This is a genomic window from Pseudoflavonifractor capillosus (assembly GCF_016899775.1).
Classification (GTDB): Bacteria; Bacillota; Clostridia; order Oscillospirales; family Oscillospiraceae; genus Lawsonibacter.
The window spans coordinates 36912-59489 of the sequence record NZ_JACJJE010000018.1 but is presented as its reverse complement, the minus strand read 5'-3'; the positions used below and the strand labels follow the sequence as shown (position 1 = coordinate 59489).

22 protein-coding genes and 1 pseudogene are annotated in these 22578 nt (G+C 51.8%); 17 read left to right on the top strand and 6 right to left on the bottom strand.

What is annotated here, in order from left to right; translation table 11 throughout:
* The 9 genes and pseudogenes from H6B31_RS07690 to H6B31_RS07650 all read left to right on the top strand — a co-directional run.
* Nucleotides 1–220: pseudogene (locus tag H6B31_RS07690) on the top strand (ATP-binding protein); the annotation flags it as partial.
* A gap of 14 nt (nucleotides 221–234) precedes the next feature.
* Nucleotides 235–429: an excisionase gene (locus tag H6B31_RS07685; RefSeq protein ID WP_150310285.1), complete on the top strand. Its 195-nt coding sequence runs from the start codon at nucleotides 235–237 to the stop codon at nucleotides 427–429.
* 85 nt (nucleotides 430–514) lie between these two features.
* Nucleotides 515–1714, top strand: a complete 1200-nt coding sequence (locus H6B31_RS07680; RefSeq protein WP_204898006.1) for a site-specific integrase — start codon at nucleotides 515–517, stop codon at nucleotides 1712–1714.
* Between the two features lie 329 nt (nucleotides 1715–2043).
* Entirely contained in the window at nucleotides 2044–2439 is a 396-nt protein-coding gene (locus H6B31_RS07675; protein WP_087302128.1) for a TnpV protein, read from the top strand.
* Nucleotides 2436–2699: a DUF6809 family protein gene (locus H6B31_RS07670; protein ID WP_087302126.1), complete on the top strand. Its 264-nt coding sequence runs from the start codon at nucleotides 2436–2438 to the stop codon at nucleotides 2697–2699. The genes H6B31_RS07675 and H6B31_RS07670 overlap by 4 nt, the downstream gene beginning before the upstream one ends.
* A gap of 178 nt (nucleotides 2700–2877) precedes the next feature.
* Complete coding sequence (locus H6B31_RS07665; RefSeq protein WP_162612391.1) at nucleotides 2878–3291, top strand: helix-turn-helix domain-containing protein; 414 nt, start codon at nucleotides 2878–2880, stop codon at nucleotides 3289–3291.
* The gene (locus H6B31_RS07660; RefSeq protein WP_087302122.1) at nucleotides 3278–5263 is read left to right on the top strand and encodes a type I restriction-modification system subunit M; all 1986 of its coding nucleotides are present in this window, start codon (nucleotides 3278–3280) and stop codon (nucleotides 5261–5263) included. Before H6B31_RS07665 ends, H6B31_RS07660 begins: the two co-directional genes overlap by 14 nt.
* 44 nt (nucleotides 5264–5307) lie before the next feature.
* Nucleotides 5308–6747, top strand: a complete 1440-nt coding sequence (locus H6B31_RS07655; protein ID WP_204245851.1) for a restriction endonuclease subunit S — start codon at nucleotides 5308–5310, stop codon at nucleotides 6745–6747.
* 1 nt (nucleotide 6748) lies between these two features.
* Nucleotides 6749–8134: a hypothetical protein gene (locus tag H6B31_RS07650; protein ID WP_087302120.1), complete on the top strand. Its 1386-nt coding sequence runs from the start codon at nucleotides 6749–6751 to the stop codon at nucleotides 8132–8134.
* Between the two features lie 97 nt (nucleotides 8135–8231).
* Here H6B31_RS07650 and H6B31_RS07645 read toward each other — a convergent pair whose 3' ends face one another.
* Entirely contained in the window at nucleotides 8232–9086 is an 855-nt protein-coding gene (locus H6B31_RS07645; RefSeq protein WP_087302118.1) for a helix-turn-helix domain-containing protein, read from the bottom strand.
* A gap of 331 nt (nucleotides 9087–9417) precedes the next feature.
* On the opposite strand from H6B31_RS07645, the gene H6B31_RS07640 reads away from it, so the two are divergent.
* The 8 genes from H6B31_RS07640 to H6B31_RS07605 all read left to right on the top strand — a co-directional run bounded on the left by H6B31_RS07640 (nucleotide 9418) and on the right by H6B31_RS07605 (nucleotide 16609).
* Nucleotides 9418–9711: a hypothetical protein gene (locus H6B31_RS07640; protein ID WP_204741274.1), complete on the top strand. Its 294-nt coding sequence runs from the start codon at nucleotides 9418–9420 to the stop codon at nucleotides 9709–9711.
* Nucleotides 9695–10000 (top strand): molecular chaperone, encoded by a 306-nt coding sequence (locus tag H6B31_RS07635; protein WP_087989264.1) that lies wholly within the window; start codon nucleotides 9695–9697, stop codon nucleotides 9998–10000. The genes H6B31_RS07640 and H6B31_RS07635 overlap by 17 nt, the downstream gene beginning before the upstream one ends.
* A gap of 424 nt (nucleotides 10001–10424) precedes the next feature.
* A complete protein-coding gene (locus tag H6B31_RS07630; protein WP_204898011.1) occupies nucleotides 10425–11651 on the top strand; it encodes a plasmid recombination protein in 1227 nt (408 codons plus the stop codon).
* A 97-nt stretch (nucleotides 11652–11748) separates the two neighbouring features.
* Nucleotides 11749–13092, top strand: coding sequence for a VapE domain-containing protein (locus tag H6B31_RS07625; RefSeq protein ID WP_204898010.1), 1344 nt, complete (start codon nucleotides 11749–11751; stop codon nucleotides 13090–13092).
* Between the two features lie 267 nt (nucleotides 13093–13359).
* Complete coding sequence (locus H6B31_RS07620) at nucleotides 13360–13593, top strand: excisionase (RefSeq protein ID WP_087302110.1); 234 nt, start codon at nucleotides 13360–13362, stop codon at nucleotides 13591–13593.
* 123 nt (nucleotides 13594–13716) lie between these two features.
* A complete protein-coding gene (locus H6B31_RS07615) occupies nucleotides 13717–14916 on the top strand; it encodes a site-specific integrase (RefSeq protein ID WP_087302108.1) in 1200 nt (399 codons plus the stop codon).
* 196 nt (nucleotides 14917–15112) lie between these two features.
* Nucleotides 15113–15571: a low molecular weight protein-tyrosine-phosphatase gene (locus tag H6B31_RS07610; protein ID WP_204898005.1), complete on the top strand. Its 459-nt coding sequence runs from the start codon at nucleotides 15113–15115 to the stop codon at nucleotides 15569–15571.
* A 90-nt stretch (nucleotides 15572–15661) separates the two neighbouring features.
* On the top strand, nucleotides 15662–16609 hold the full coding sequence (locus H6B31_RS07605) for an L-lactate dehydrogenase (RefSeq protein WP_204898004.1): 948 nt from the start codon (nucleotides 15662–15664) through the stop codon (nucleotides 16607–16609).
* A gap of 48 nt (nucleotides 16610–16657) precedes the next feature.
* Here the strand turns inward: H6B31_RS07605 and H6B31_RS07600 are convergent, their stop codons facing one another.
* From H6B31_RS07600 to rimO, 5 genes are all read right to left on the bottom strand, one after another.
* On the bottom strand, nucleotides 16658–18001 hold the full coding sequence (locus H6B31_RS07600; protein WP_204898003.1) for a hypothetical protein: 1344 nt from the start codon (nucleotides 17999–18001) through the stop codon (nucleotides 16658–16660).
* Nucleotides 17998–18477, bottom strand: coding sequence for an RNA polymerase sigma factor (locus tag H6B31_RS07595; protein ID WP_204898002.1), 480 nt, complete (start codon nucleotides 18475–18477; stop codon nucleotides 17998–18000). Before H6B31_RS07595 ends, H6B31_RS07600 begins: the two co-directional genes overlap by 4 nt.
* A 122-nt stretch (nucleotides 18478–18599) precedes the next feature.
* Entirely contained in the window at nucleotides 18600–19124 is a 525-nt protein-coding gene (pgsA, locus tag H6B31_RS07590; RefSeq protein ID WP_204898001.1) for a CDP-diacylglycerol--glycerol-3-phosphate 3-phosphatidyltransferase, read from the bottom strand.
* On the bottom strand, nucleotides 19121–19357 hold the full coding sequence (locus H6B31_RS07585; protein ID WP_204898000.1) for a helix-turn-helix domain-containing protein: 237 nt from the start codon (nucleotides 19355–19357) through the stop codon (nucleotides 19121–19123). Before H6B31_RS07585 ends, pgsA begins: the two co-directional genes overlap by 4 nt.
* 1090 nt (nucleotides 19358–20447) lie before the next feature.
* Nucleotides 20448–21773, bottom strand: coding sequence for a 30S ribosomal protein S12 methylthiotransferase RimO (gene rimO / locus H6B31_RS07580; RefSeq protein ID WP_204897999.1), 1326 nt, complete (start codon nucleotides 21771–21773; stop codon nucleotides 20448–20450).
* Nucleotides 21774–22578 lie beyond the last annotated feature (805 nt).

Genomic DNA, 22578 nt, shown 5'->3' with positions numbered 1-22578 from the left:
TTTCAATGTGATTGACAGCCGTTACCGCAGCGGCAAGCCGCTGATCGTCACGACCAACCTCACGCTGGACGACCTGCGGAACCCGGAGGACACCGCCCATTCCCGGATTTATGACCGCCTGCTTTCCATGTGCGTCCCGGTACGCTTCACCGGCGACAACTTCCGGCAGGAAACCGCGCAGCGGAAAATGAAGAGCATGAAGAAACTGATTGCTGACTGAAAGGAGTATTGCCTATGAAGGAAGTCCCGATTTGGGAAAAGAGTAATTTGACCTTAGAAGAAGCGGCTGCGTATTCAGGAATTGGTATCAACAAGCTGCGCGACCTTACCAGTGAACAGAATTGCCAATTTGTTTTGTGGGTGGGGAGCAAGCGCCTGATAAAACGCCGTCTATTTGATAAATTCATTGAGCAGGAGTATTCCATTTGAAATTTGTGATGTGAAAGCAGAACTTGATATGATACAATAGTTATGTCATATCAAGGCTCTTTCCATCACGGAAAGGAGTTTGACAATGTCCGAGAAACGCAAAGACCATAAAGGAAGAATCCTGCGGACAGGAGAGAGCCAGAGAAAAGACCTGATTTATCAGTACCGCTATACAGACGTTCAAGGCAAACGGCAGACCATCTATTCCTCTGATTTGAAGGAATTGCGGGAAAAGGAAAAAGAAATCCAGAAGCAGCTTGACGAAGGGATTGACTATGCCGCTGGAAAAGCAACCGTGATTGCCCTTGTGGAACGCTATATCAGCTTGAAACAGGGTGTGCGCTACAATACCAAAATCGGGTACAATTTTGTTCTGAACCTGATTAAAAAAGAAGATTTTAGCTACCGGAAGATAAGGGATATTAAGGTATCAGACGCGCAACAGTGGATTATGAAGCTCCATAGCGACGGGAAAGGGTACAGCACCATCACCAGTGTCAGGGGCGTTGTGAAACCCGCTTTTCAGATGGCATACAACGAGGATATTATCCGCCGCAATCCTTTTGACTTCAAATTAGTGGACGTGGTTCCCAATGACTCACAGAAGCGGATTGCCATGACGGAGGAACAGCAGGAGATTTGGATGGGCTTTATCCGGGAGGACAAAACCTACACCAAGTATTATGATGAATTTGTCGTGCTGCTGGGAACGGGTATGCGTGTCAGTGAATTTTGCGGCCTTACAAAAAGTGATTTGGATTTTGAAAACCGGCGAATCCGGGTAGACCACCAACTTGTCCGGGAACGGGGCGGAAAGTATTATGTCGAGAAAACCAAGACGGAGTGCGGCTGCCGCTTTATTCCCATGACAGAGGAAGTCTATCAAAGTCTGAAGAATATTCTTGAACGCCGCAGGAAGATAAAGACGGAAATCATTGTAGACGGATACAGCGGATTTCTGCTGTTGGATAAGGACGACAAACCCAAGGTGGCGTTGCATACCGAAAATGAAATGCGCTGGGCGATGAAAAAGTATAAGAAGCTGTACCCGGACAAGCCGCTGCCGCATATCACACCCCATGTGTTCCGCCATACTTTCTGTACCAATATGGCAAACGCTGGTATGGATATAAAGACCTTGCAGTATGTGATGGGACACTCTGACGTTGGAGTAACGCTGAATGTCTACACCCACGCCAGCTATGACCGGGCAGCAGAGCAGATGGCAAAAATTATAGATTTCAAGGGAACTGTCATGCCGGAAAAGCAGAGAAAATCAGGTTGAAAATGCACCAAGTTACTACACCAATTACTACACCATTTGCCCGTGAATTTGCGTAGATTTACAAAGAAGAGCGTGAATTTAAGGCAAAACACAAAAATTGAAAAGAGCGCCGGAAAGCCCGTAATATCAAGGTTTGAAGGCTTTTGAAGGGATATAAGAGATATGATAAAAATACTATTCGTGTGCCACGGCAGGATTTACCGGACGTGAAAAAACGCTTGTAAATCAAGCACTTCCTGTGTTTCAACATCAGTTTTACCAATGATTTACCAATATTTCTGGAGAGCCAGGCTTGCTAACTATTACACCAGAATGAGGAGATCAACAACATGAAAGAGCTCAAAAAACATATTTACGATGAACACAATGGCCTGCATTATACGTTGGTTGGCGACTACTATATCCCCGACTTGGAATTGCGGGAAGAAACCCGGCCTATTGGGATTTGGGGACGGATGCACAAAGACTATTTGGAGCAGTACCATCCAGCCCAGTATAATGACCTGATTTTGAGTGACAGACTCTGGACATATCTGGCTGACCTGAACGAGCAGGCACAGAACCGGCTGAATTGTATCATTGCCCAGATGAAAGAAACCGAGGGGATTACGGAGGAATTGAAAACCCAAGATCAGATGTCATGGGTCAGAGCTATGAACAGCATCCACAGCCGTGCAGAGGAAATCATCCTCCGGGAGCTGATCTACGAGGAGGATGCTGTATGAGGATTTTAGAAGAATTCTGGTACGGTAATATTGAGCCGACAGAATACGATACAATCGCCTGCAAGGAATACAAAGAAGTACTCCGGTTGATTACCAGGAACGAGGAAAAACTTCTCGCTACCATGACAGATGAGCAGAAGGAATTGTTCTCCCGGTACACGGATGCAGTACATGAACATCAGACCATGGCAGAATGCCTACTATTCCAGAGTAGCTTTAAGCTGGGGGCCAAAATGATGATTGAGGTCATGACAGAATAATTTATGCATAGAGTCAGAGCCGGACTTCTTTAACGAAGTCCGGCTCTTTAAAGTTTCACAAATTGAGATTCATCTACTCGATCGTTGAGGGCAAATCGTCTTGACGATTAAAATTCAGATGTGTTATTATAGTGTTAGCTGTTAATTAACAGCTAACACTATGAAGGGAGGAATATCAATGGCTGTATCAGCTGCCGATAAGAAGAAACTCGGCAAGTGGATCAAGCAATCAAGAGAAAAGAAGCAACCGCATCTTTCGCAAAGGCAATTGGCGCTGGCTGTTGATATCACCAATGCATCTCTCAGCTCGATTGAGAGCGGTGTGATTTTTCCCTCTGAGGAAGTGTTTCTAAAGTTATTAGAGAAGCTTCAACCACCTCCTGAACTGCGTGAAAAGATGTTGATCCTTTTCGCAAATGCAAAGGGAACGCCACCACCAGATATAAACGCAGAACTCAGTAGAAAGCCCAAACTATGGGGCCTGATAAGACAGCTAATCGCAGTAGACCCCTCAGAAGAACAAGTTATACAAATCGAGCAACTTATTTGTGCGGGTACCGCATCAGGAGGAAATAAAAATGACATTGAATGAACTTTTTAAAAATACTACATACGACGACACCCTTTTTTCTGCGGAGGACAAATCCGCAGTAGAGTCTCGTATTTTCATGAAGTCTGTCCGCGGTGCAGAGGTTCCTTATATCACTTGTGCAATCCGTGATAAGGCAATTAAACTTACTCCCGAAGAAGCTGTTCGCCAACTCTATATTCATAAACTCATGAACGAATACGGATATGCGGCAAGTCGGATTCAGCTGGAAACTCCGATTCACTTTGGCCGTGAAGTAAAGCGGGCTGATATTGCGATCATGGATAAAGATCGCCCGATGGTTCCCTATATCATCGTGGAGCTGAAAAAGCCCAAGCTCACTGATGGCAAGGAGCAGCTGAAGTCTTACTGCAATGCTACTGGTGCGCCTATCGGTGTTTGGACGAACGGTGAACAGATTTCCTGTTACAACCGAAAAGACCCCAATTTTTTCGAGGAAATCAGCGACATTCCTAAGGCGACGCAGAAACTTTCAGATATCATTAACGAAAAGTTCACCTATGAAGATCTGAAGCGAAAAGACAAAATCAGCACTCAGAAAAAATCTCTCCGAGCTCTAATTAAGGAAATGGAAGATGAAGTTCTGGCGAGTGCGGGAGTGGATTCCTTTGAAGAAATCTTCAAGCTCATTTTTGCCAAGCTGTATGATGAGTTGATCTGCGCCAATGACCCCACTGCCTATTTGCAGTTCCGCAACACCGGAGACACTGATTTTGAACTGAAAGAAAAGATACAGGGGCTGTTCGATGATGCCAAAAAGAAATGGGAAGGTATTTTTACGGATGAAAGCAAAATTCTGCTTTCCCCGTCTCACCTTGCAGTCTGTGTTGCTTCTTTGCAGGATATAAAGTTATTTAACAACAATCTTGATGTTGTAGATGATGCCTTTGAATATCTGATGAGCAAGGCTCAGAAGGGTGAAAAAGGCCAGTATTTTACGCCTCGATATGTCATTGATATGTGTGTAAAAATGATGAATCCTACAACAAAGGACAAGATTATCGACACCGCTTGTGGCAGCTCTGGCTTTACGGTTCATAGCATTTTCAAGGTCTGGAAAGACATCCGTAGAGAAAAAGGACTTCCTGAAGGTGAAGGATTTACTGCTGCAGAACGAATTCCTGAAGAAACCAATTTTGTTAGAGACAATGTTTTTGCGATTGATTTTGACGAAAAGACCGTCCGTGTAGCTCGAACCCTTAATTTGATTGCAGGTGACGGTCAGACCAATGTACTTCATCTGAACACACTGGACTATTCCCGTTGGGGTGAAACCACCAAACAAGATGATTGGATTGACACCTATAACGAAGGCTTTAAGAAGCTAAAAAAACTCCAGCCTTCTGGTGTGAAGGATTATAGCCGGTTTCAATTCGATCTCGTGATGGCTAATCCCCCCTTTGCTGGTGACATCAAAGAAAGCACCATCATTTCTCATTATGAACTCGGTAAAAACAGTGCCGGCAAATGGCAGAATAAGGTTGGCCGTGATGTGCTGTTTATTGAGCGTAATCTGAACTTTCTGAAACCTGGCGGTCGTATGGCGATCGTTTTACCGCAAGGTCGATTCAACAACGCCAGCGACAAATACATTCGTGAGTTTATTGCTGAACGCTGTCGTATTCTTGCTGTCGTCGGCTTGCATGGCAATGTGTTTAAACCTCATACTGGAACCAAAACCTCAGTTCTGTTTGTACAGAAGTGGGATGACGTCTTGTGCCCTAAAAAGGAAGATTATCCTATCTTTTTCGCCACTATGCAGAAGCCGAGCAAGGATAACTCTGGCGATAAAATTTATGTGAAAGATCCTACTACAGGAGAAAATATTCTTGACCGCCATGGACATTTGATTGTTGACCACGACTTGTATAGCCATGAGGGATTGACACCTGCGGGCATTGCGGAAGCGTTTATTGAGTTTGCAAAAAAGGAAGGTCTGAGTTTTTTTCAATAAGCCCATCCGTTGAACCTTTTGATGAAGCCAAGTATAAGGCTTTAATGGATGGGCTGGAATGTAGCGAAATCAATCTCCGGTATGTTAAGGATAAGCTTCTTCGTATAGATGCAGAATATTATCAGAAAGATAACCTCATTTGGGAAAACGTTCTTGCGTCTATGGAAGGAAAAACTATCTCCGATCACAACGGGAAAACGGATTGCAGTGCTTTTTATCCCTCGATTACAGGATATTACAGTTCTGACAGAAACAATATTCCGTTTCTACGAGTAAACGAAATCGTCGATGGACTTGTTGTCATTTCAGACAAAACGGTTTTTCTGCCTGAAGAAGTGCTAAAGAATAATAGTAAAACCATCGCCCTGGCTTATCCCGGAGATATTATTATTGCGAAGGGCGGCAATACATTGGCAAAAGTTGGCCTTGTAACAGATGAGTTTAATGTTTATGCTACCTGTCGCGATGTAATAATCCTAAGAACAGACGATATAACTGATCTCAATAAGTTTTATCTTTGGGCATATTTACACAGTTCTTTTGGGCAAAAACTAATGTGGCGATCTGCCAGTCAGACTGGGCAACCGCATCTTACCCTCAGCTCTATTGATGGTATTTATATTCCGGAATACTCAATGGTGCTGCAGAAAGCGATTGAGGATCTTTACAATCGGTCAGTGAATATTAAGCAAGTATCTCAGCAAAACTACGATAGCGCTGTGGATATGCTTGAAACGACCCTGGGCATATCGCACTTTCCCACTGCAGCTGTTTCTATAAAAAACTTTTCTGACAGCTTTATGAAAACAGGACGCCTTGATTCAGAATACTACCAGCCTAAATTTGATGCTCTTTTTGATGCCCTCAAGAAGTTTTCAAGCAAGCGGCTAGGTGGAAATAATGGAATTGTTAGCATCAAAAAATCTATTGAACCAGGTAGTGACGCATACAAAGACGAAGGCATTCCTTTTATTCGTGTAAGGGACGTTTCTAAGCATGAAATCACATCGCCAGAAATCTACCTTTCGCATGATGTTGTTGAAAATGTAAAGGCGCTGTTTCCTAAAAAAGATACGATTCTCTTTTCAAAGGATGGTAGTGTTGGAATTGCATATAAATTGGAGCATGATGAAGATATTATTACATCTGGTGCATTACTGCATCTAACTGTTAAAAATACGAGTGAAGTACTTCCGGACTATTTGACGCTTGTTCTTAATTCCCCTGTTGTACAAATGCAAGCTGAGCGAGACTCTAACGGAGCTATTATTCAGCATTGGAAGCCCTCCGAAATTGAAAATGTCATTATTCCCGTATTGGATATGGATAAGCAGAGAGAACTCGCAGAGATGGTTCAGAAATCGTTTGCACTTCGCCGCCAATCTAAGCAGCTCCTTGAATATGCAAAGCAGGCCGTTGAGATCGCAATCGAGCAGGGAGAAGATGCTTCACTGGCATGGCTAAAAGATAAGGTGGAACAGTGATATGCAGGTAGAAAGAAAATATGAGCAATGGAAAGCGATTACCGAGTCTGATTTTGTAACACTGTTCATCAAAACATGGTTTACTTTTATTGCAGTTTTAAGAGAATTGAATCCTGATGTTGATGTTTTTACGGAAGATGGTATGCCTCGAGGAGACAAACCTTTTTTGAATGCTTACAAAGATGGTATTATGCCCTTTGTTCAAAAGAACATCGATACAGACAATTTTGCCCAAGAAGTATTTGCAATGTATCCTATTAGTATGCGAAAAGTGATGGATGTTTTTCCTCAATATTTCTTCCAGACTTTTTTCCAAATCAATCGCGATTTCTCCTATGAGGAGAAGACCATTGATCTGGATAAAGATGGTAGCCTGAAGGAGCGATATCAAGCAAATCTACATATTGTTGATAAGCATATTCTGAAATTCTACCTTGGTGTATCCGGTCAGTTCCGCACAACAAAGTATAACGAAAGCATAAAAAAAGAAATTGATCTTCGTCCAATTGTTTGTTCCACGGTAGAGAAACATAAGCATCAAGACCTCATTATAAATGAAACGCAATTTATGCGTGACTTTTATGATGCGGTAATGAGTGAGATAACAGGCACACTTCGACATTATATTGATATAACACTCCCGAAGAAGGGGTTCAACCAAACAGTAACCAGGAAAATTAAAGATGCCTGTTTGCGATTGGACACAGCACTTCGTCTCAGATTTGAATACAACTACAAATATCCTCACGAGGTGGATCCGCTGATTGCATCGAACTCTTATGCAATTATTTACCAGATTCCGTTTAATGGGTTTAGCCGTTCAGAGCGAGAAAACATATATAAGTCACATCAGGGAAAATATGCACAGTTGATTGCAACAAAGGCTGTGGACTGGTTTGCTAATTATGTATATGCACTGAGAAATGCTCTGTTTCATGAAATAATAAGTCCCTTGGATGAAGAGTGGCAAATAATCTTTAAATCTGCATATTTGCTTCTAAAACAGGTTTCTGACATTTGCATTTCTTGTATTTCGCAAATAGAAGGATTTGCACAGACACAAGAAAACGCAGTTTTTGAGTATGCAGAGAAGCATAAAGCGGAGTGTGTCGATTATTTGGCCGACTATGTTGAGATTCTGGATTTTCCGAAGATGGTACTGTCCAAGTGGAAAATTGAAAACGGGAAAATCACATTGAGCGGATGGTTCTCCGCTAAACTCAAACTTCAGCAGGGAGATGCTGAAGCGATAGAAAATGGAACAGGCTCTATCGCTACGGAAGATAAGGGATTTGATTTTTCGATCACACTTGGTGATGATTTCAAAATTGCAATAGACAAGGATACGCAAAAAGAGATTATTGAAATTAAGCTCCAGGGTACTTAGTGATTAACAATCTGCCACAATCGTTTTGAAAACTGAATATTTGTAAAAAGAGCATCCTGCGTTCAAATGAAACAGGATGCTCTTTACGCGATAGCCTTTAATTGGATCTTTTCTTCCTATTCTTAGTACTGTGGTACTTTTGCGGCCGGGCCTTCCCTCTCATATTGTTGGGATTCTTCAGCAGCTTGGACAGGCTCAGTATCCGCATAAACGCCGAGAAATCCTCGGACGCAATCTTGTCGAAGGGAATCTGCATCTGGTCACAGAACTCGTGGATTACCCGTTCCTCATTGCTGCCCAGCCGCATGGCACGGTCAAATTTTTCTTTGACCTCCGTGAAAGTCGGCTGCGGATCGGCGGTGGTGCGGTCGGTGACATGGGTCTTCCGAATATCCTGGATGATGCTGTCCAGATCGTCGTGAATTGTGTGGCTGAAAAAGTCACTTTCCTGTACCTGTCCCAACTCCAGCGTGCGGACATAAAGGTCGTTCTCCCTCGGCGCATGGCTGCGGATCACTTCCTGTCGGGTGGCCTCCAGCACCAGATTCATCTGAGCAATCCGCATATCAGCGATGCGGTCAACAAAAATCTCAATATCCGTCATCAGCCGCTGGAAGTTCTCGTGGGTGGCAATCTCACACAGCAGCCGGTTGTTGATTTTTCCGCTGCTCAATAATGCAACCATATCATCACTCAAATGCAGGGCCTGAAGCTCTGTGTTTGGGTGATTTTTATTTTCCGATAACCCCATCAGGTAGTCGGTGGACACCCCATAAAATTCCGCCAGCGTAGCGATGGCAAACGGGCTGATGTCCTTATAATCGTCGCTTTCATATTTGCTGAGAGCAGATTTAGAAAGTCCGGTCTGCTCAGCCAGCTGCTCCAGTGTCAGGTGCTTATCCACCACCCGCAAGTCTTTTAACCGTTCCGGGATAGACAGCTTTGTTTGCATCCAAATTCCCCCTCTCGTCAAGAAAATCCTTCCCTTTTCAACCATTATACCATGGATTCCATAAGCGTGGAAATATGCTGGTTTCAAACCGTTTTCCATCGTTTTGGATATACGGGAGAGGGCCTGTTTTTTCCGTAAAATAAGTTTTGTCAGGAGACATAGAACCTTGAAAATTGAATGACCGTCTGCAAGGGGTATGACCTTTGGGGAAGTGACGCCATGACAGGAGCGCACCAAGAGGGACAATACGCCGGGGAAAATCCGGGCAGGAGCGATTGCAGGCAAACCGGCAACTAACACATAGAAAATAAACTTTTAGGAGGTTGATTTTATGAAATTGAGTATCCGGGAAAAGAAAGTGCTGTATGCCTTTGCCTGTCCCAATCACCACAACACGGTAACGCGGCTGAAATGGCTGACTGCCTTAACCGTTGACCCTCAGGCCAAACATCGGATGCTGGAGCTGGCCCGGAAGATGGAAACGGAGATGTCAGAAAGCTGGTACACCGGCTTTTATCATCAGCTCCGTGCTGAGATGGACGAGTATTACCGTGCCAAGCGCCGCCTGCGTTTGGTAAAGGAAAACACCGACTATGAGGAGGATCTGTATGACGAAGCTGTCTAAGTATGAGAAAGAAACCATCATCAACTGGAACGAGGCGGAGGACACCGCCAGTATCTACACCTTCAACGCCGATCTGAAGCGCAGGCTGGCCGAGTTCAGCCGCAAGTATCCCCAGCTGTGCCGGTTGGAGCGTAGCACCACAGAGGGCAGCGTGACCTATGTGATGGACAAGTCCCGCCTGTCCATCCGTCTGGTACCGCCGTACAGCGAGGAACGGCTGGCTGCTGCCAGAGAGTACGCCAAACAGCACGGATTTCAGGTCTTGCAGACGGACAAGAAGAGCGCCTGAAATCGGGTCAATTCACAGGAAAATAATGGGTCTGCACCCGGTATTTTTGCGGTGAATTGGTATCGTGATATCCCAGTATCCCCTATACCGGGAAATGCGACAAAAGGAGCATTCAGAGCCGGAGGAACTGACAGAAACCGTACAAGTGGTAGAAGTCAGCTTCTCCGGGCAGGAGTACAGAGGGCGGCAAGCCCTTTGTGCTGGGTACAGGGGTGCAGCGCCCTGTTGGGGTCAAGGGGCAACGCCCATTGGCGGGTTGAGGGCAGCCAGCCCCATCGGGTCAAGGGTGAAACGCCTTGCCCAGGGAGAGTTGATGCTTTGCGTCAATTCATACTGGGTATTACCTGACGCAGAAATCCGCAGGTTTGACGGCTTCGCCGCTGCTCCCCTTCGGGAAAATCAACAGAGATTGGAGGGATGGAAATTGAAACTGACACGGCATAACGGACGCTCCGGCAAGCATGGCACCTATAATCCCCGGCACAATGACCGCCGGTTTGATGTGGAAAACAGCGAACACATTGACGCCCAGCGAGCCAAGAAAAATGTGTACTGGGACTGCTACCGTGGTTTCACTACCCCGGAAATTCGGGAGAACCCGGAACAGCCGGATTTCAGCTTTGAAGAAATTGAGCGGATGTATTACTACGAGCATTATTCCGACCATGTGGATGCCCAGAATGCCCGGAACGAGAAAACCCGGCACACCGAGCGCAACCGCACGGTGGAAGATCTTTTGAAAAACAACAAGACCTGCCCGGAGGAAAGTATCTACCAGATCGGCACCATGGAAGAATCCGTTCCACCGGGTACGCTGGCGCTCATCGTCAGCGAATTTTATGAGGAGTTTGAACGGCGCTTTGGTTCCCATATCCACATTCTGGACTGGGCGCTGCATCTGGATGAGGGCACGCCCCATATCCATGAACGCCATGTGTTTGACTGTAAAAACCGGTATGGGGAGCTGTGTCCCCAACAGGAAAAGGCACTGGAGGAACTGGGCTTTGAATTGCCCGATCCGAGTAAGCCCAAGGGCAAACACAACAATCGAAAACAAACCTTTGATGCAGTATGCCGGACGCTGCTCTTTGACATCAGCCGCAAACACGGGGTGCATCTGGAGCAGGAGCCGTCCTATGGTGGGCGAGCGTATCTGGAGAAGCAGGACTACATTCTGATGAAGCAAAAGGAGCAGCTGGCCGCCCAGGAACAGAAGCTGGAGGAGCTGACCCTGAAAATCGAAGATGTGGAAACGCTGGTAGAAGAAGTTTCGGATATTGCCTATGACAAGGCGGTGGAGGTTGTCACCGACACTGTCCGGCAGGAAACCCACAAGGAGGATCTTCGGTTGGTGGAAGAAACGAAAAACTGGGTTCTCTCGCCGGAACGGAAAGCTCCGCAAAAAGAGCGTGAGTATGCTGCCGCCCGATTGGATGGGGTCGTCTCGAAAATCAAAAATGCCATGCAGTCTGCACTGACAAAAATCCAGAAGAAGCTGATGCAGCCGGAGGTTAAACAGGCTGGTAAACAGCAGATTCAGGAAAAGGCCAAGGAATCCATCCTTGCTTTCCTGAAAAAAGCCAAGCAGGATAGCGCACAGAGAGAATCCAACCGGAAAAAGCAGCAGGAAAAACAGGATATGGAGCTTTAAGGCATCTGATTTTGCGAAGAAATCAGATGCTTTTCTCTTGAGGAGGTGAGAAGCATTGAACAGCGAATCGCAGAGTTTAGTGCCTGCAACCCGGCAGATCGAAAGCGTGGAATTGACCGTTGAGCAGGTGCGGGAAAATCTCTCCGTCACCGAGAAAGGACAACCGGCCAACACCATTGGAAATTGCCGCACGGTGTTCTGCCAAGATCCGCTTTTGCGGGGTGCTATCCGGCTGAATCTGCTGACCGACCGTGTGGATATTGTGAGGGATCTGGGTTGGCGCAGAAGCACCAGCGCCTTGACCGATACCGATGTCAAATATCTGCTCCTTTACTTTGAGCAGAACTACGGTTTGACCAGCGAAAAGAAGCTGATGGCGGCGCTCTCCATCGTAGCAAACGAAAACTGCTATCACCCCATTCAGGATGTTCTGAACAGTCTGGCGTGGGACGGCAAGCCCCGGATACGCTCTTGTCTGCATCATTTTCTGGGGGCAGACGAGAGCAACTATGTGGAAGAAATGCTCAAGCACTTCCTGCTGGGAGCCATCCGCCGGGTGTTCCATCCGGGTTCCAAGTATGAGGAGCTGCTCTGTCTGGTGGGCGGTCAGGGAGCTGGAAAGTCCACCTTCTTTCGCTTCCTGGCTATACAGGATGAGTGGTTCTCTGATGACCTAAAAAAGCTGGATGATGACAAGGTGTTTGCCAAGCTGCAAGGCCACTGGATTATCGAGATGTCGGAGATGCTGGCCACCAGTAACGCCAAGAGCATCGAGGAGATCCGCTCCTTTATCAGCCGCCAAAAGGAAACCTACCGCACGCCCTATGAGACCCAGCCCAAAGACCGACTGCGGCAGTGTGTGTTCGGTGGTTCCTCCAACACGCTGGACTTCCTCCCCCTTGACCGGGCCGGAAATCGTCGGTTCCTGCCGGTGATGATTTACCCGGAGAAAGCTGAGGTTCACATTCTGGAGGACGAAGCCGCTTCCAGAGAATATCTGTTGCAGGTATGGGCGGAGGCTATGACCATTTACCGCAGCGGAGAGTATTCCATGAAGTTTTCAAAGGAGATTCAGAAGCAGCTGGTGGAGGTTCAGAAGGACTTCATGCCGGAGGACACTGAGGCTGGGCAGATTCAGGGGTTTCTGGAACACTACACCGGCAATGTGGTCTGCTCCAAGCAGCTATTCAAGGAAGCGTTGGGACACGCCTTTGAGGAGCCGAAGCGTTGGCAGTTGCACAACATCAACGAGATCATGAACACGGTGGTGACGGGCTGGAAGCCCTTCTCTAACCCCCGGATGTTTGCTGGATATGGGCGTCAGCGTGGCTGGGAAAGGGAGATTTCCGGCAACGAACTGACCGACAACGAAGGTGGATTTGTGGAGCTGAGCGAGGAAGAAGTCCGTCAGCTGGAGCTGCCAAAGGAGTGGATTGCCTGATTTACAGGGCTTGTTGCCCAGTAGGTTGTCGGCTGGTTGCTGACTTTGTTGCCGCAAAAGTGGAGGTATTGATACGATAAATACCCGTAAAGCTAGGCTTTTTGGTAGGTATCTGTTCTCTGACAACGAAAGCAACGAGATTTCACAAGAAAATCTGAAAAGTAAGAAACGATGGCCAGACGATAGGTTGCAGGTTTTTCGGAGTCCGTTGCCGGACTTCGTTGCAGGTTCCCTTTGCCTGGCCTTTCTGATCTATGGAGGTAGCCTATGGAAAATGAAAAGACTATGACTTGCAGTAAGAAGTGTTTGGATATTCCGGTCTGGCGCCGCTATACCCTGACCATTGAGGAAGCCGCCGGATATTATCATATCGGAGAGGGAAAGCTGCGGATGCTGATTGATGAGCACCCCAATGAGGATTTTTATGTGATGAATGGAAACCGTGCTTTGATCAAACGGGAGAAATTTGAGAGGTATCTGGATCAGGCCACTGCTGTATAATAGCCTTTCAAAAAGTCGATGGCAGATCGCCATTCCTTCATGGCAAAGCTATACGGAGAGCCAAACTTGTGCTATGATAAGAGTGCAAGTCTGGCTCTCCTTTCTTTTAGAGGAGAGATTTCAATGAGTGAAAAAAGACGAGACAATCGCAATCGGATTTTGCGAGAAGGCGAGTATCAGCGCAAGGATGGGAGGTATCGGTTCCGCTATCTGGACGAGGATGGCAAAGAGCAAAATGTGTACAGCTGGAGGCTGGATAAAAATGATCCTATGCCCAAGGGGAAAAAGCGAGAGTCTTCCCTGAGAGAAAAGGAAAAGCAGATTGAGGCTGATTTGTTCGATCACATCGTAACCAACGGTGGAAAGCTCACGGTTTTGGAACTGGTGGAAAAATATGTGTCCCTGAAAACCGGCGTTCGCCATAATACGGTCGCAGGATACAAGACGGTGATCAACATCTTGAAAAAAGAACCGTTCGGCAGGCAGCGCATTGACAAGGTGCGCTTGTCGGATGCCAAAGCATGGCTCATCAAGCTTCAGAAGGTGGATGGCCGAGGGTATAGCTCCATTCATTCGATTCGTGGTGTTCTCAGACCGGCATTCCAGATGGCAGTGGATGATGACCTGATCCGCAAGAATCCGTTCGGTTTTGAGCTGGCATCGGTGATCGTCAATGACTCAGTGACGAGAGAAGCCATCAGCCGGAAACAGGAACGGGATCTTCTGAAATTTATCAAAGAGGACAAGCATTTCAGCAGATACTACGACGGGATCTATATCCTCTTTCACACAGGGCTTCGTATCTCGGAATTCTGTGGACTTACGATCCAGGATGTTGAGTTTGAGGAAATGCGTATCAAAGTAGATCGTCAGTTGCAGAGGACATCACAGATGGAGTATGTGATCCAGCAGCCAAAGACAGAAAGTGGTATCCGATATGTCCCGATGACTGAGGAGGTAGCATCCTGTTTCCGCCGGATCATCGCCAACCGTGCGGTTCCCAAAGCGGAGCCAATGGTAGATGGATACGTTGGTTTTCTGTTTCTGGACAAGAACGATATGCCTATGGTAGCCCTTCATTGGGAGAAGTACCTGGAGCATATTGTCCAGAAGTATAATAAAATTTACCGCATCCAGATGCCGAAAGTAACCCCTCATGTGTGCAGGCACACCTTCTGTTCCAACATGGCAAAATCCGGGATGAACCCCAAGACATTGCAGTACATCATGGGCCATGCAGACATCAGCGTAACACTGAATACCTACACCCATGTGAAGTTTGACGACGCCAAAGATGAACTGCTGCGTGTGTCGAACGCCTAAAATTGCCCGTTGGTAAAGCGGCTTTCTTTACCAACGCCTTTACCAATATTGCAGGAAAAAACATGAGAAATCCTGAGAAGATTCGAGAAGATATCTTCAAAACAGGTGGAAGCTCAGGCTGCACGAAAAGTGTGAAAAATCCTGTAATATCAAGCATATGAGAAGAAATACAGGACTTATGAGGAGTTATAAAAAGATGACCAAAATACTTTTTGTGTGCCACGGCAATATTTGCAGAAGCCCAATGGCTGAGTTCGTTTTAAAGGACCTGGTGAAAAAGGCGGGGCTGGAGGACCAGTTTTCTATCGCCTCCGCGGCCACCAGCACCGAGGAGATCGGCAACCCGGTCTATCCCCCGGCTCGCCGGAAGCTGGCCCAGCACGGCATCAGCTGTGAGGGCAAGCGGGCCCGGCAGCTGCGGCGGGAGGACTATGAGGACTGGGACCTGCTCATCGGCATGGACCAGGCCAACATCCGGAATATGCGCCGCATCTGCGGCGGCGACCCGGGGGAAAAGATCCATCTGATGCTGGATTACGCCGGCCGATCCGGCCAAGAGGTGGCAGATCCCTGGTACACCGGGGACTTTGAGGCCACCTGGCAGGACGTGCTCTCCGGCTGCCGGGGACTGCTGGCCGCCGTCACAGAAGGCTGACGAAGAAGGACGCTCCTTCCCCTCCCGCCGGAATGTCCCGGCGGAAAATGGGACAGAATAGCACGGAGAAACGAAAGGAGCGTGCCCATTATGATAAACGTCCGAAAGGCGGCCATTATCGGCTGCGGCTTTGTGGGGTCGTCCATCGCCTTCAGCCTGATGCAGCGGGGGCTGTACTCCGAGCTGGTGCTCATCGACGCCAACCAGGCCAAGGCGGAGGGGGAGGCCATGGACCTGAGCCACGGGCTCCCCTACGCCGCCTCCATGCAGATCTACGCCGGGACCTATGACGACGTGGCCGACTGCGCCATGGTCATCCTCACCGCCGGGGCCAACCAGAAGCCCGGCGAGACCCGGCTGGACCTGATCGACAAAAACGTGGCCATTTTAAAGAGCATCATCCCGGAGCTCACCAAGAGGCTGTTCCAGGGCATTCTGCTGGTGGTGTCCAACCCGGTGGACGTGCTCACCTACGCCGCCTGGAAGCTGTCCGGCCTGCCCGCCAAGCACGTGATCGGCTCCGGGACGGTGCTGGACACCGCCCGCCTAAAATACCTGCTGGGGCAGTACCTGGGGGTGGACAGCCGGAACGTCCACGCCGCCATCATCGGTGAGCACGGGGACAGCGAGCTGGCGGTGTGGAGCAGCGCCAACATCTCCAGCCTGGACCTGGACCACTTCTGCCAGCTGCGGGGGAAGAAAAATTACCGCGCCGAGCTGGACCGCATCTACCACGAGGTGCGGGACAGCGCCTATGAGATCATTGAGCGCAAGGGGGCCACCTACTACGGCATCGCCATGGCGGTAGCCCGCATCGCCGAGTGTATCGTAAAAAACGAGTCGGCCATGCTGCCCATCTCGGCGGTGCTGGAGGGGGAGTACGGCCTTGAAAACCTGTGCCTGAGCATTCCCGCCATTGTGGGCCAGGACGGGGTGGAGACCGTGCTGGAGATCCCCCTGGCCCCCCAGGAGAAGTCCGCCCTCCTCTCCTCCGCCCAGCAGCTCCAGGAGGTCATCGGGCATCTGGAGCTCTCATAATCGAAGAAAGAATTTCCCCCTGGGCCGCTGCCCAGGGGGATTCTTGTGCTATTGGGGCCGCACCACGCCCGCCTCCGGGCCGGTGAGGGGGATTTGCCAGTCCCCAATTTCCACCGTGACAGCCCGGTCCAGGTCCAGTGGCTCGGTAAACTCCCAGTTGCCCAGGACGCACAGCTCCCCAGGGGTAAAGATGCTGTGTCTCACCGTAACATCCTCAAACCGGGTCCCGTCCTCATAAATTACCGCGAAGGGCCCGTTGCCCCAGGAACCCACGTCGATGCTCCCAGTCATCATGGCCCCCAAGGGACTGATGGCAAACGTGGTGGGATAAGACCACTCTCCGATGTCTCCGGTGAGTTCGATTTCTTTCACCGGAATGTTTTCCACCGGGAAGGAGATGGTCCAGGGGCCCGAAATGTGTCTCGTCAGCCCCCCGGACACATTGCTCAGTGTCACCCGGTCTTTGTCAGTCAACGGCATTTTCTGACCGCAGCCCACATAGGGCCTTCCGTTCCAGGTGAAGGAGTAGTGCTCCCACTCCGTATCCTCGCCAAAGGGGAGCTCGCCGTCCACAAGGGCTGTAAACGAGAGCTCATTCTTCCCCAGCAGGATGCTGTCGTCCTCCGCCAGCTCCTGGGAGAGCTCAAAAATCGCCTGGAGGGTCCCGTCCGGGGCAAAGCCCAGGGAGGACAGGCGGAACAGGTCCGTTCCCTCCAGCTCCGCGGGGGTCTGCTCCGGGACCAGAACCAGGTTCCCGTTGTCCAGGGTCATGGTCTCCAGGTACTGGTCGGACAGCAGCTCTACCGGCAGGGCCTCCGTGGTCTCCACTTCCATCTGCCCAGCTTGAATCCAATCTACCGTCAGTTCCAGCTCCTCGCTCACCTCCGCCCGCTGGTACCCGCTCAGGTTCAGCTCAAAGAGGGCGGTGTGGGTCTCCGGGTCGTAGGCGATGGCATAGGGCACGGAAGAAACACTCGCACCTCCCCACTCCCGCGGAATCTTCCACCACATAAGGATGCGGTCGTCGGTAAAATATTCCCCGGTCAGGTCCTGTGCCTCCACATAAATTTTCATCCGGTACTGGTCGGTCACCGCCGACACCACCCGAACCTCCACCTTCTCGTCCGCCGCCACAGCCCCCTCCGGCTCCTGACTGTAGGAGGTGAAGCTGCCCAGGGCCTGGGCCAGGTAGTCCCGCAGGGCGGGAGACAGGGCCAGGGCCGAGGTGGTGAGCACCCCGCAGACCAGCGCCGCCGCTATCAGCAGCCGCACCGGGGGCCGCCGGCGCTGTTTCCGGGGCGGCTCCTCCACCATGGCCTGGACAATGCGGGCGCGCTGGTCCGGGGACAGCTCCACCCGGTCCATCTCCCGCCGGTATTTCTGTTCCATCATGTGCGCTCCGCCTCCAATCTGTCCCGCAGCATGGCCCGGGCCCGGGTGAGCTGCGCCCGCACGGTGCCCTCCCGCCGGCCCAGAATTGCCGCCGCCTCCTTGATGGAATAGCCCTCGTAGTAAAACAGGTGGACCGGCAGCCGGTACTTCTCCGGCAGAGCCAGCACCGCCGAGAGCACGCTCCCGTCCGGCTCCTCCGGGGGAGGGACTGAGGCCCCCGCCGCCGCCTCCAGGGGCAGGTCCCGCTTCCGCCAGGGGGCCCGGAACACATCCGCCGCGCAGTGGGCGGCCACCCGCAGCAGCCACGCCTTCTCGTGGGCCCCGTCCTGAAAGACCGGGGATGAGCGCACCAGGCGGAGAAAGGTCTCCTGGGTCACGTCCTCCGCATCCTCCCGGCTCCCCGTGCGGGCGTAGGCCAGGCGGTACACCGCGGAGCCGTACTGGGCCACCAGCCGCTCCGCCTCCTCCCGTTCCATACCCTCGCCTCCTTTTTCTCTTTACTTATTACACGGGATTCCGGGGGAAAAGGCTGCACAATTTCTGAAATTTTTGTACGAAAAAGGGCAGGGCCGTTTATACGGCCCTGCCTGAACACTTTTTACTTGATCTCCGAGATCACGTCCCGGTTCTTGACAAAATACTCCACGCCGGAGTAGATGGTGGTGACCACGATCACCGCCACACAGGCCAGGTTCAGCTCCGCCGGGATGGGCAGGAACATGAGCACAATGCACACCATGGTGGAGGCGGTCTTGACCTTGCCCGACCAGCCGGCGGCGATGACCCGGCCCTTGTCCGCCGCCACCATCCGCAGACCGGACACGCCGAACTCCCGGATGATGACCACCAGCAGGGCCCAGGCGGGCATCTGGCCGATCTCCACAAACCACAGCATGGCGGCGGTGACCAGGCACTTGTCCGCCAGGGGGTCCATAAACTTGCCGAAGTCGGTGGTCTGGTTGTAGTGGCGGGCGATGTACCCGTCCAGGGTGTCGGTCAGGCTGGCAATCACAAAGATGGTCAGGGCCCAGTAGTTGGCGTTGGGCACATCCAGGTAGAGCACCAGCAGAAACACCGGGATCATAAACACCCGGAGGATGGTCAGCTTGTTGGCGGTATTCATTGGTTCGTTTCTCCTTTGTCTGTTTCCTCGGCCGGGATGTATTCCATGATGTCCCCCGGCTGGCAGTGCAGATAGGCGCACAGCTTTTCGATGGTGCGGGTATCAATATGGCGTTTTCCCGTGCGCATATTGTCTAGCGTGGCGACACCGATAACCTTATTTTTTCGGAGGTCATACTTTTTCAAGCCTTTCTGTTTCAGCAACAGAAAGAATTTGTCATAGCTTATGGGCATATTATGCCACTCCTTTTTTATTGTACCACACAAAATACACTAAGAAAAGTACATTTTATCAAAAAGTACCCGCTCATTTTCGTCAGATTTGCCCCTTGAGTTTGTACAAAGTTTAGTGTAAACTCAAGACAGTCCTCCACCTCACCAGTCAAATCCTCATCGGACACGTTGGTAATGCGTATGCTTACAAAGATCCTCCTGAAAAGCCTTCCCCCTGGGGGGAAGGTGCCCCCGAAGGGGGCGGATGAGGGGGCAAGTTTCGGAATGGGTTCCGTTGTTCGCAGAAGGTTTCGCCGCCTGCGGGCGGCGAGTTACTTTGCCCATGGCGGCAAAGTAACCAAAACGCCACCGGGGACGCGGCCGATGGGCACTTCGTGCCCATAGGACCGCTTTCCCCGGACCCCGTTTACGTGGGTTACCCCTTTGGGTGGGCAATGCCCTTCCGGCGCGCAAAATTTGAGTGGCTTTCCGCAATTCCCACCGGGCCACTGGGCCCTGGGTTTGCAAAAATTGCCGCTGGTGCGGTTCCGCTTTCGCGCCTGGCTTTGCCGAGCAAACGTTCCCGGTGCTGGATACGCCGTAGGGGCGGGTGCCCTCACCCGCCCGCAAGCCTTCCCCTGCCCCCCATTACGGTGGCTCCCCCTCTGGGTGGGCAATGCCCTTCCGGCGCGCAAAATTTGAGTGGCTTTCCGCGATTCCCGCCGGGCCACTGGGCCCTGGGTCTGCAAAATTTGCCGCTGGTGCGGTTCAACTCCCGCGCCTGGCTTTGCCGAGCAAACGTTCCCGGTGCTGGATACGCCGTAGGGGCGGGTGCCCTCACCCGCCCGCCGTTCTCGGGAATCGTCCGTTATCCTCCGTAGGGGCGGCTATTAGCCGCCCGCAAGCCTTCCCCTTTAGGGGAAGGTGGCACGCGAAGCGTGACGGATGAGGTAAGCGGCCAAAGGCCGCTCCACGGCCGTCCAGTGTCCGGCCCCTACGAAAAAGAAGGACGGTTTCCAAATTCACCGTAGGGGCGGCACACCGGGCCGCCCGCCGGGGTTGGGGACGGGATACGTGATACTTACAGGGTCGCTCTGTTAAAAGAGACGGCTCAGTCCTCCACCTCGCCGGTCAAATCCCCGTCGGACACGCCGGTGATGCGCACGTTCACAAAGGCGCCGGCCGGGACCACACCCGCGGCGGTGAAGTACACGTGGCCGTCGATCTCCACCGAGTCGGCGTAGGTGCGGCCCACGAAGCAGCCCGCCTGGGAGTCGAAGCCCTCGCACAGCACCTCCATGACGGTGCCCAGCCGCTCCTCGTTGTACTCGTCCATAATACGGGACTGGAGGTCCACCACCAGCTCCACCCGGCGGGCGGCTACTTCACCGGGGACCTGGTCCTCCATCCGCTCGGCAAGGGTGCCCTCCTCCGGGGAGAACTGGAACACGCCGGCCCGCTGGAGCTTCTGCTCCCGGAGGAAGTCGCACAGCTCCTCGAACTCCTCGTCGGTCTCCCCGGGCAGGCCGCAGATCAGCGAGGTGCGCAGCACCACGTCAGGGATGGCCTTCCGCAGCTTGGCAAACAGCTCCTCCAGCTCCTGCCGGGTGTTGTGGCGGCGCATGGCCTTCAAGATCCGGTCGTTGCAGTGCTGGATGGGGATGTCCAGGTAGTGGACGATCTTCTTCTCATGGGCGATCACGTCGATGAGCTCGTCGGTGATGACCTCCGGGTACAGGTAGTGGAGCCGGATCCAGTGGAAGTCCAGCTTGCACAGCTCCTTCAAAAGTCCCGCCAGGGAGGAGCCGTCCTTCAAATCCAGGCCGTACCGGGTGATGTCCTGGGCAATGACGATGAGCTCCTTGGTGCCCCGGGCCTCCAGCTCCTTGGCCTCCCGCAGGAGGGAGTCCATGGTGCGGCTGCGGTACCGTCCCCGCAGCTTGGGGATGATGCAGAAGGCACAGCCGTTGCTGCACCCCTCGGCGATTTTCAGATAGGCGGTGTAGGGCGGGGTGGTCACCATCCGCTCCCCGTCGTCATAGGCCCGGTCGATGCGCTCAAAGTGCTCCGGGTGCTCCCCGGACATGAGCTCCTCCACCGCCGTCACCACGTCGGTGTAGCTGCCGGTGCCCAGCATGCCGTCCACCTCGGGCAGCTCGGTGCGGATGTCGTCGGGGTAGCGCTGGGTGAGGCAGCCCGCCACCAGCAGTTTTTTCAGCTTGCCCTGGTCCTTCAGCTGGGAGAGCTCCAGAATGTTCTCGATGGCCTCGCTCTTGGCGGACTCAATAAAGCCGCAGGTGTTCAGCACCGCCACGTCGGCCCCCTCCGGGTCGCCGGTGACGGTGTGGCCGGCGTCCCGGCACAGGGCCATCATCTGCTCGGTGTTTACCAGGTTCTTGGCACAGCCGAGAGAGACAAAGGCTACTTTGTATGGCATCATCATCGCTCCAATGTTCTTTGTTTTTTCGCAAGAGATTCCGCCGTCTGCGGACGGCGGGTTACTTTGCCCACGGCGGCAAAGTAACCAAAACGCCGCCGGGGACGCAGCCGATGGACTACGGCTCCGCTTCGCTCCGCCTAGGTCCATAGGACTGCTTTCCCCGGACCCCATTACGGGGGACGCGTACCTGTCAGGTCTTGCAATATTTCCGGCGCGCAAAATCTGAGTGGCTTTCCGCGATTCCTTCCGGGCCACCGGGCCCTGGGGTTGCAAAAATTGCCGCCGGTGCGGTTCCATAACTGCGCCTGGGTTTTTTCAGCCAACGCTCCCGGTGCGAATCCTGGCGGGCCGGTCTGGGACCGGCCCCTACGAAGGCGTGAAACCGTTTTCGTAATTCGCCGTAGGGGCGGGTCCCAGACCCGCCCGCTCAAGCCTTCCCCCTTCCAGGGGGAAGGTGGCTGGCCGCTAGGCCAGACGGATGAGGGTGACTTCTTGGCCCGCACGCCCCCGACGGGAGCCCCAAGGGGCTCCCCTACCCAACCCCGAAAGGCTTTCTTAAAACCCGTAGGGGAGGGGACGACTCCCCTTATCAAGGGGCCGATTCCCCCTATCAGGGGGAAATGGCCGTAGGCCAAAAGGGGTAGGGATGATGTCGAGCGTAGCGAGACAGAGGGGATGGGGAATTGCCCCTCCCGCGGGCCGGTCTGGGACCGGCCCCTACGAAAAACCAAACCCGTTCCGTTCCCGCCGTCCATCCGAGCCGAACTTGGGCCCCACCCCGCACAAAGGCGCGCTTCCAACC

Bases quoted from the DNA above. Each gene is read 5' to 3' on its own strand.
- H6B31_RS07635 (WP_087989264.1), top strand. From the start codon at position 9,695: ATGACGAAGCTGTCTAAGTATGAGAAAGAAACCATCATCAACTGGAAC.
- H6B31_RS07640 (WP_204741274.1), top strand. From the start codon at position 9,418: ATGAAATTGAGTATCCGGGAAAAGAAAGTGCTGTATGCCTTTGCCTGT.
- H6B31_RS07595 (WP_204898002.1), bottom strand. From the start codon at position 18,477: ATGGAACGGGAGGAGGCGGAGCGGCTGGTGGCCCAGTACGGCTCCGCG.
- rimO (WP_204897999.1), bottom strand. From the start codon at position 21,773: ATGCCATACAAAGTAGCCTTTGTCTCTCTCGGCTGTGCCAAGAACCTG.
- H6B31_RS07650 (WP_087302120.1), top strand. From the start codon at position 6,749: ATGCAGGTAGAAAGAAAATATGAGCAATGGAAAGCGATTACCGAGTCT.
- H6B31_RS07680 (WP_204898006.1), top strand. From the start codon at position 515: ATGTCCGAGAAACGCAAAGACCATAAAGGAAGAATCCTGCGGACAGGA.
- H6B31_RS07605 (WP_204898004.1), top strand. From the start codon at position 15,662: ATGATAAACGTCCGAAAGGCGGCCATTATCGGCTGCGGCTTTGTGGGG.
- pgsA (WP_204898001.1), bottom strand. From the start codon at position 19,124: ATGAATACCGCCAACAAGCTGACCATCCTCCGGGTGTTTATGATCCCG.
- H6B31_RS07585 (WP_204898000.1), bottom strand. From the start codon at position 19,357: ATGCCCATAAGCTATGACAAATTCTTTCTGTTGCTGAAACAGAAAGGC.
- H6B31_RS07675 (WP_087302128.1), top strand. From the start codon at position 2,044: ATGAAAGAGCTCAAAAAACATATTTACGATGAACACAATGGCCTGCAT.
- H6B31_RS07615 (WP_087302108.1), top strand. From the start codon at position 13,717: ATGAGTGAAAAAAGACGAGACAATCGCAATCGGATTTTGCGAGAAGGC.
- H6B31_RS07685 (WP_150310285.1), top strand. From the start codon at position 235: ATGAAGGAAGTCCCGATTTGGGAAAAGAGTAATTTGACCTTAGAAGAA.
- H6B31_RS07610 (WP_204898005.1), top strand. From the start codon at position 15,113: ATGACCAAAATACTTTTTGTGTGCCACGGCAATATTTGCAGAAGCCCA.
- H6B31_RS07660 (WP_087302122.1), top strand. From the start codon at position 3,278: ATGACATTGAATGAACTTTTTAAAAATACTACATACGACGACACCCTT.
- H6B31_RS07620 (WP_087302110.1), top strand. From the start codon at position 13,360: ATGGAAAATGAAAAGACTATGACTTGCAGTAAGAAGTGTTTGGATATT.
- H6B31_RS07645 (WP_087302118.1), bottom strand. From the start codon at position 9,086: ATGCAAACAAAGCTGTCTATCCCGGAACGGTTAAAAGACTTGCGGGTG.
- H6B31_RS07655 (WP_204245851.1), top strand. From the start codon at position 5,308: ATGGATGGGCTGGAATGTAGCGAAATCAATCTCCGGTATGTTAAGGAT.
- H6B31_RS07670 (WP_087302126.1), top strand. From the start codon at position 2,436: ATGAGGATTTTAGAAGAATTCTGGTACGGTAATATTGAGCCGACAGAA.
- H6B31_RS07600 (WP_204898003.1), bottom strand. From the start codon at position 18,001: ATGATGGAACAGAAATACCGGCGGGAGATGGACCGGGTGGAGCTGTCC.
- H6B31_RS07665 (WP_162612391.1), top strand. From the start codon at position 2,878: ATGGCTGTATCAGCTGCCGATAAGAAGAAACTCGGCAAGTGGATCAAG.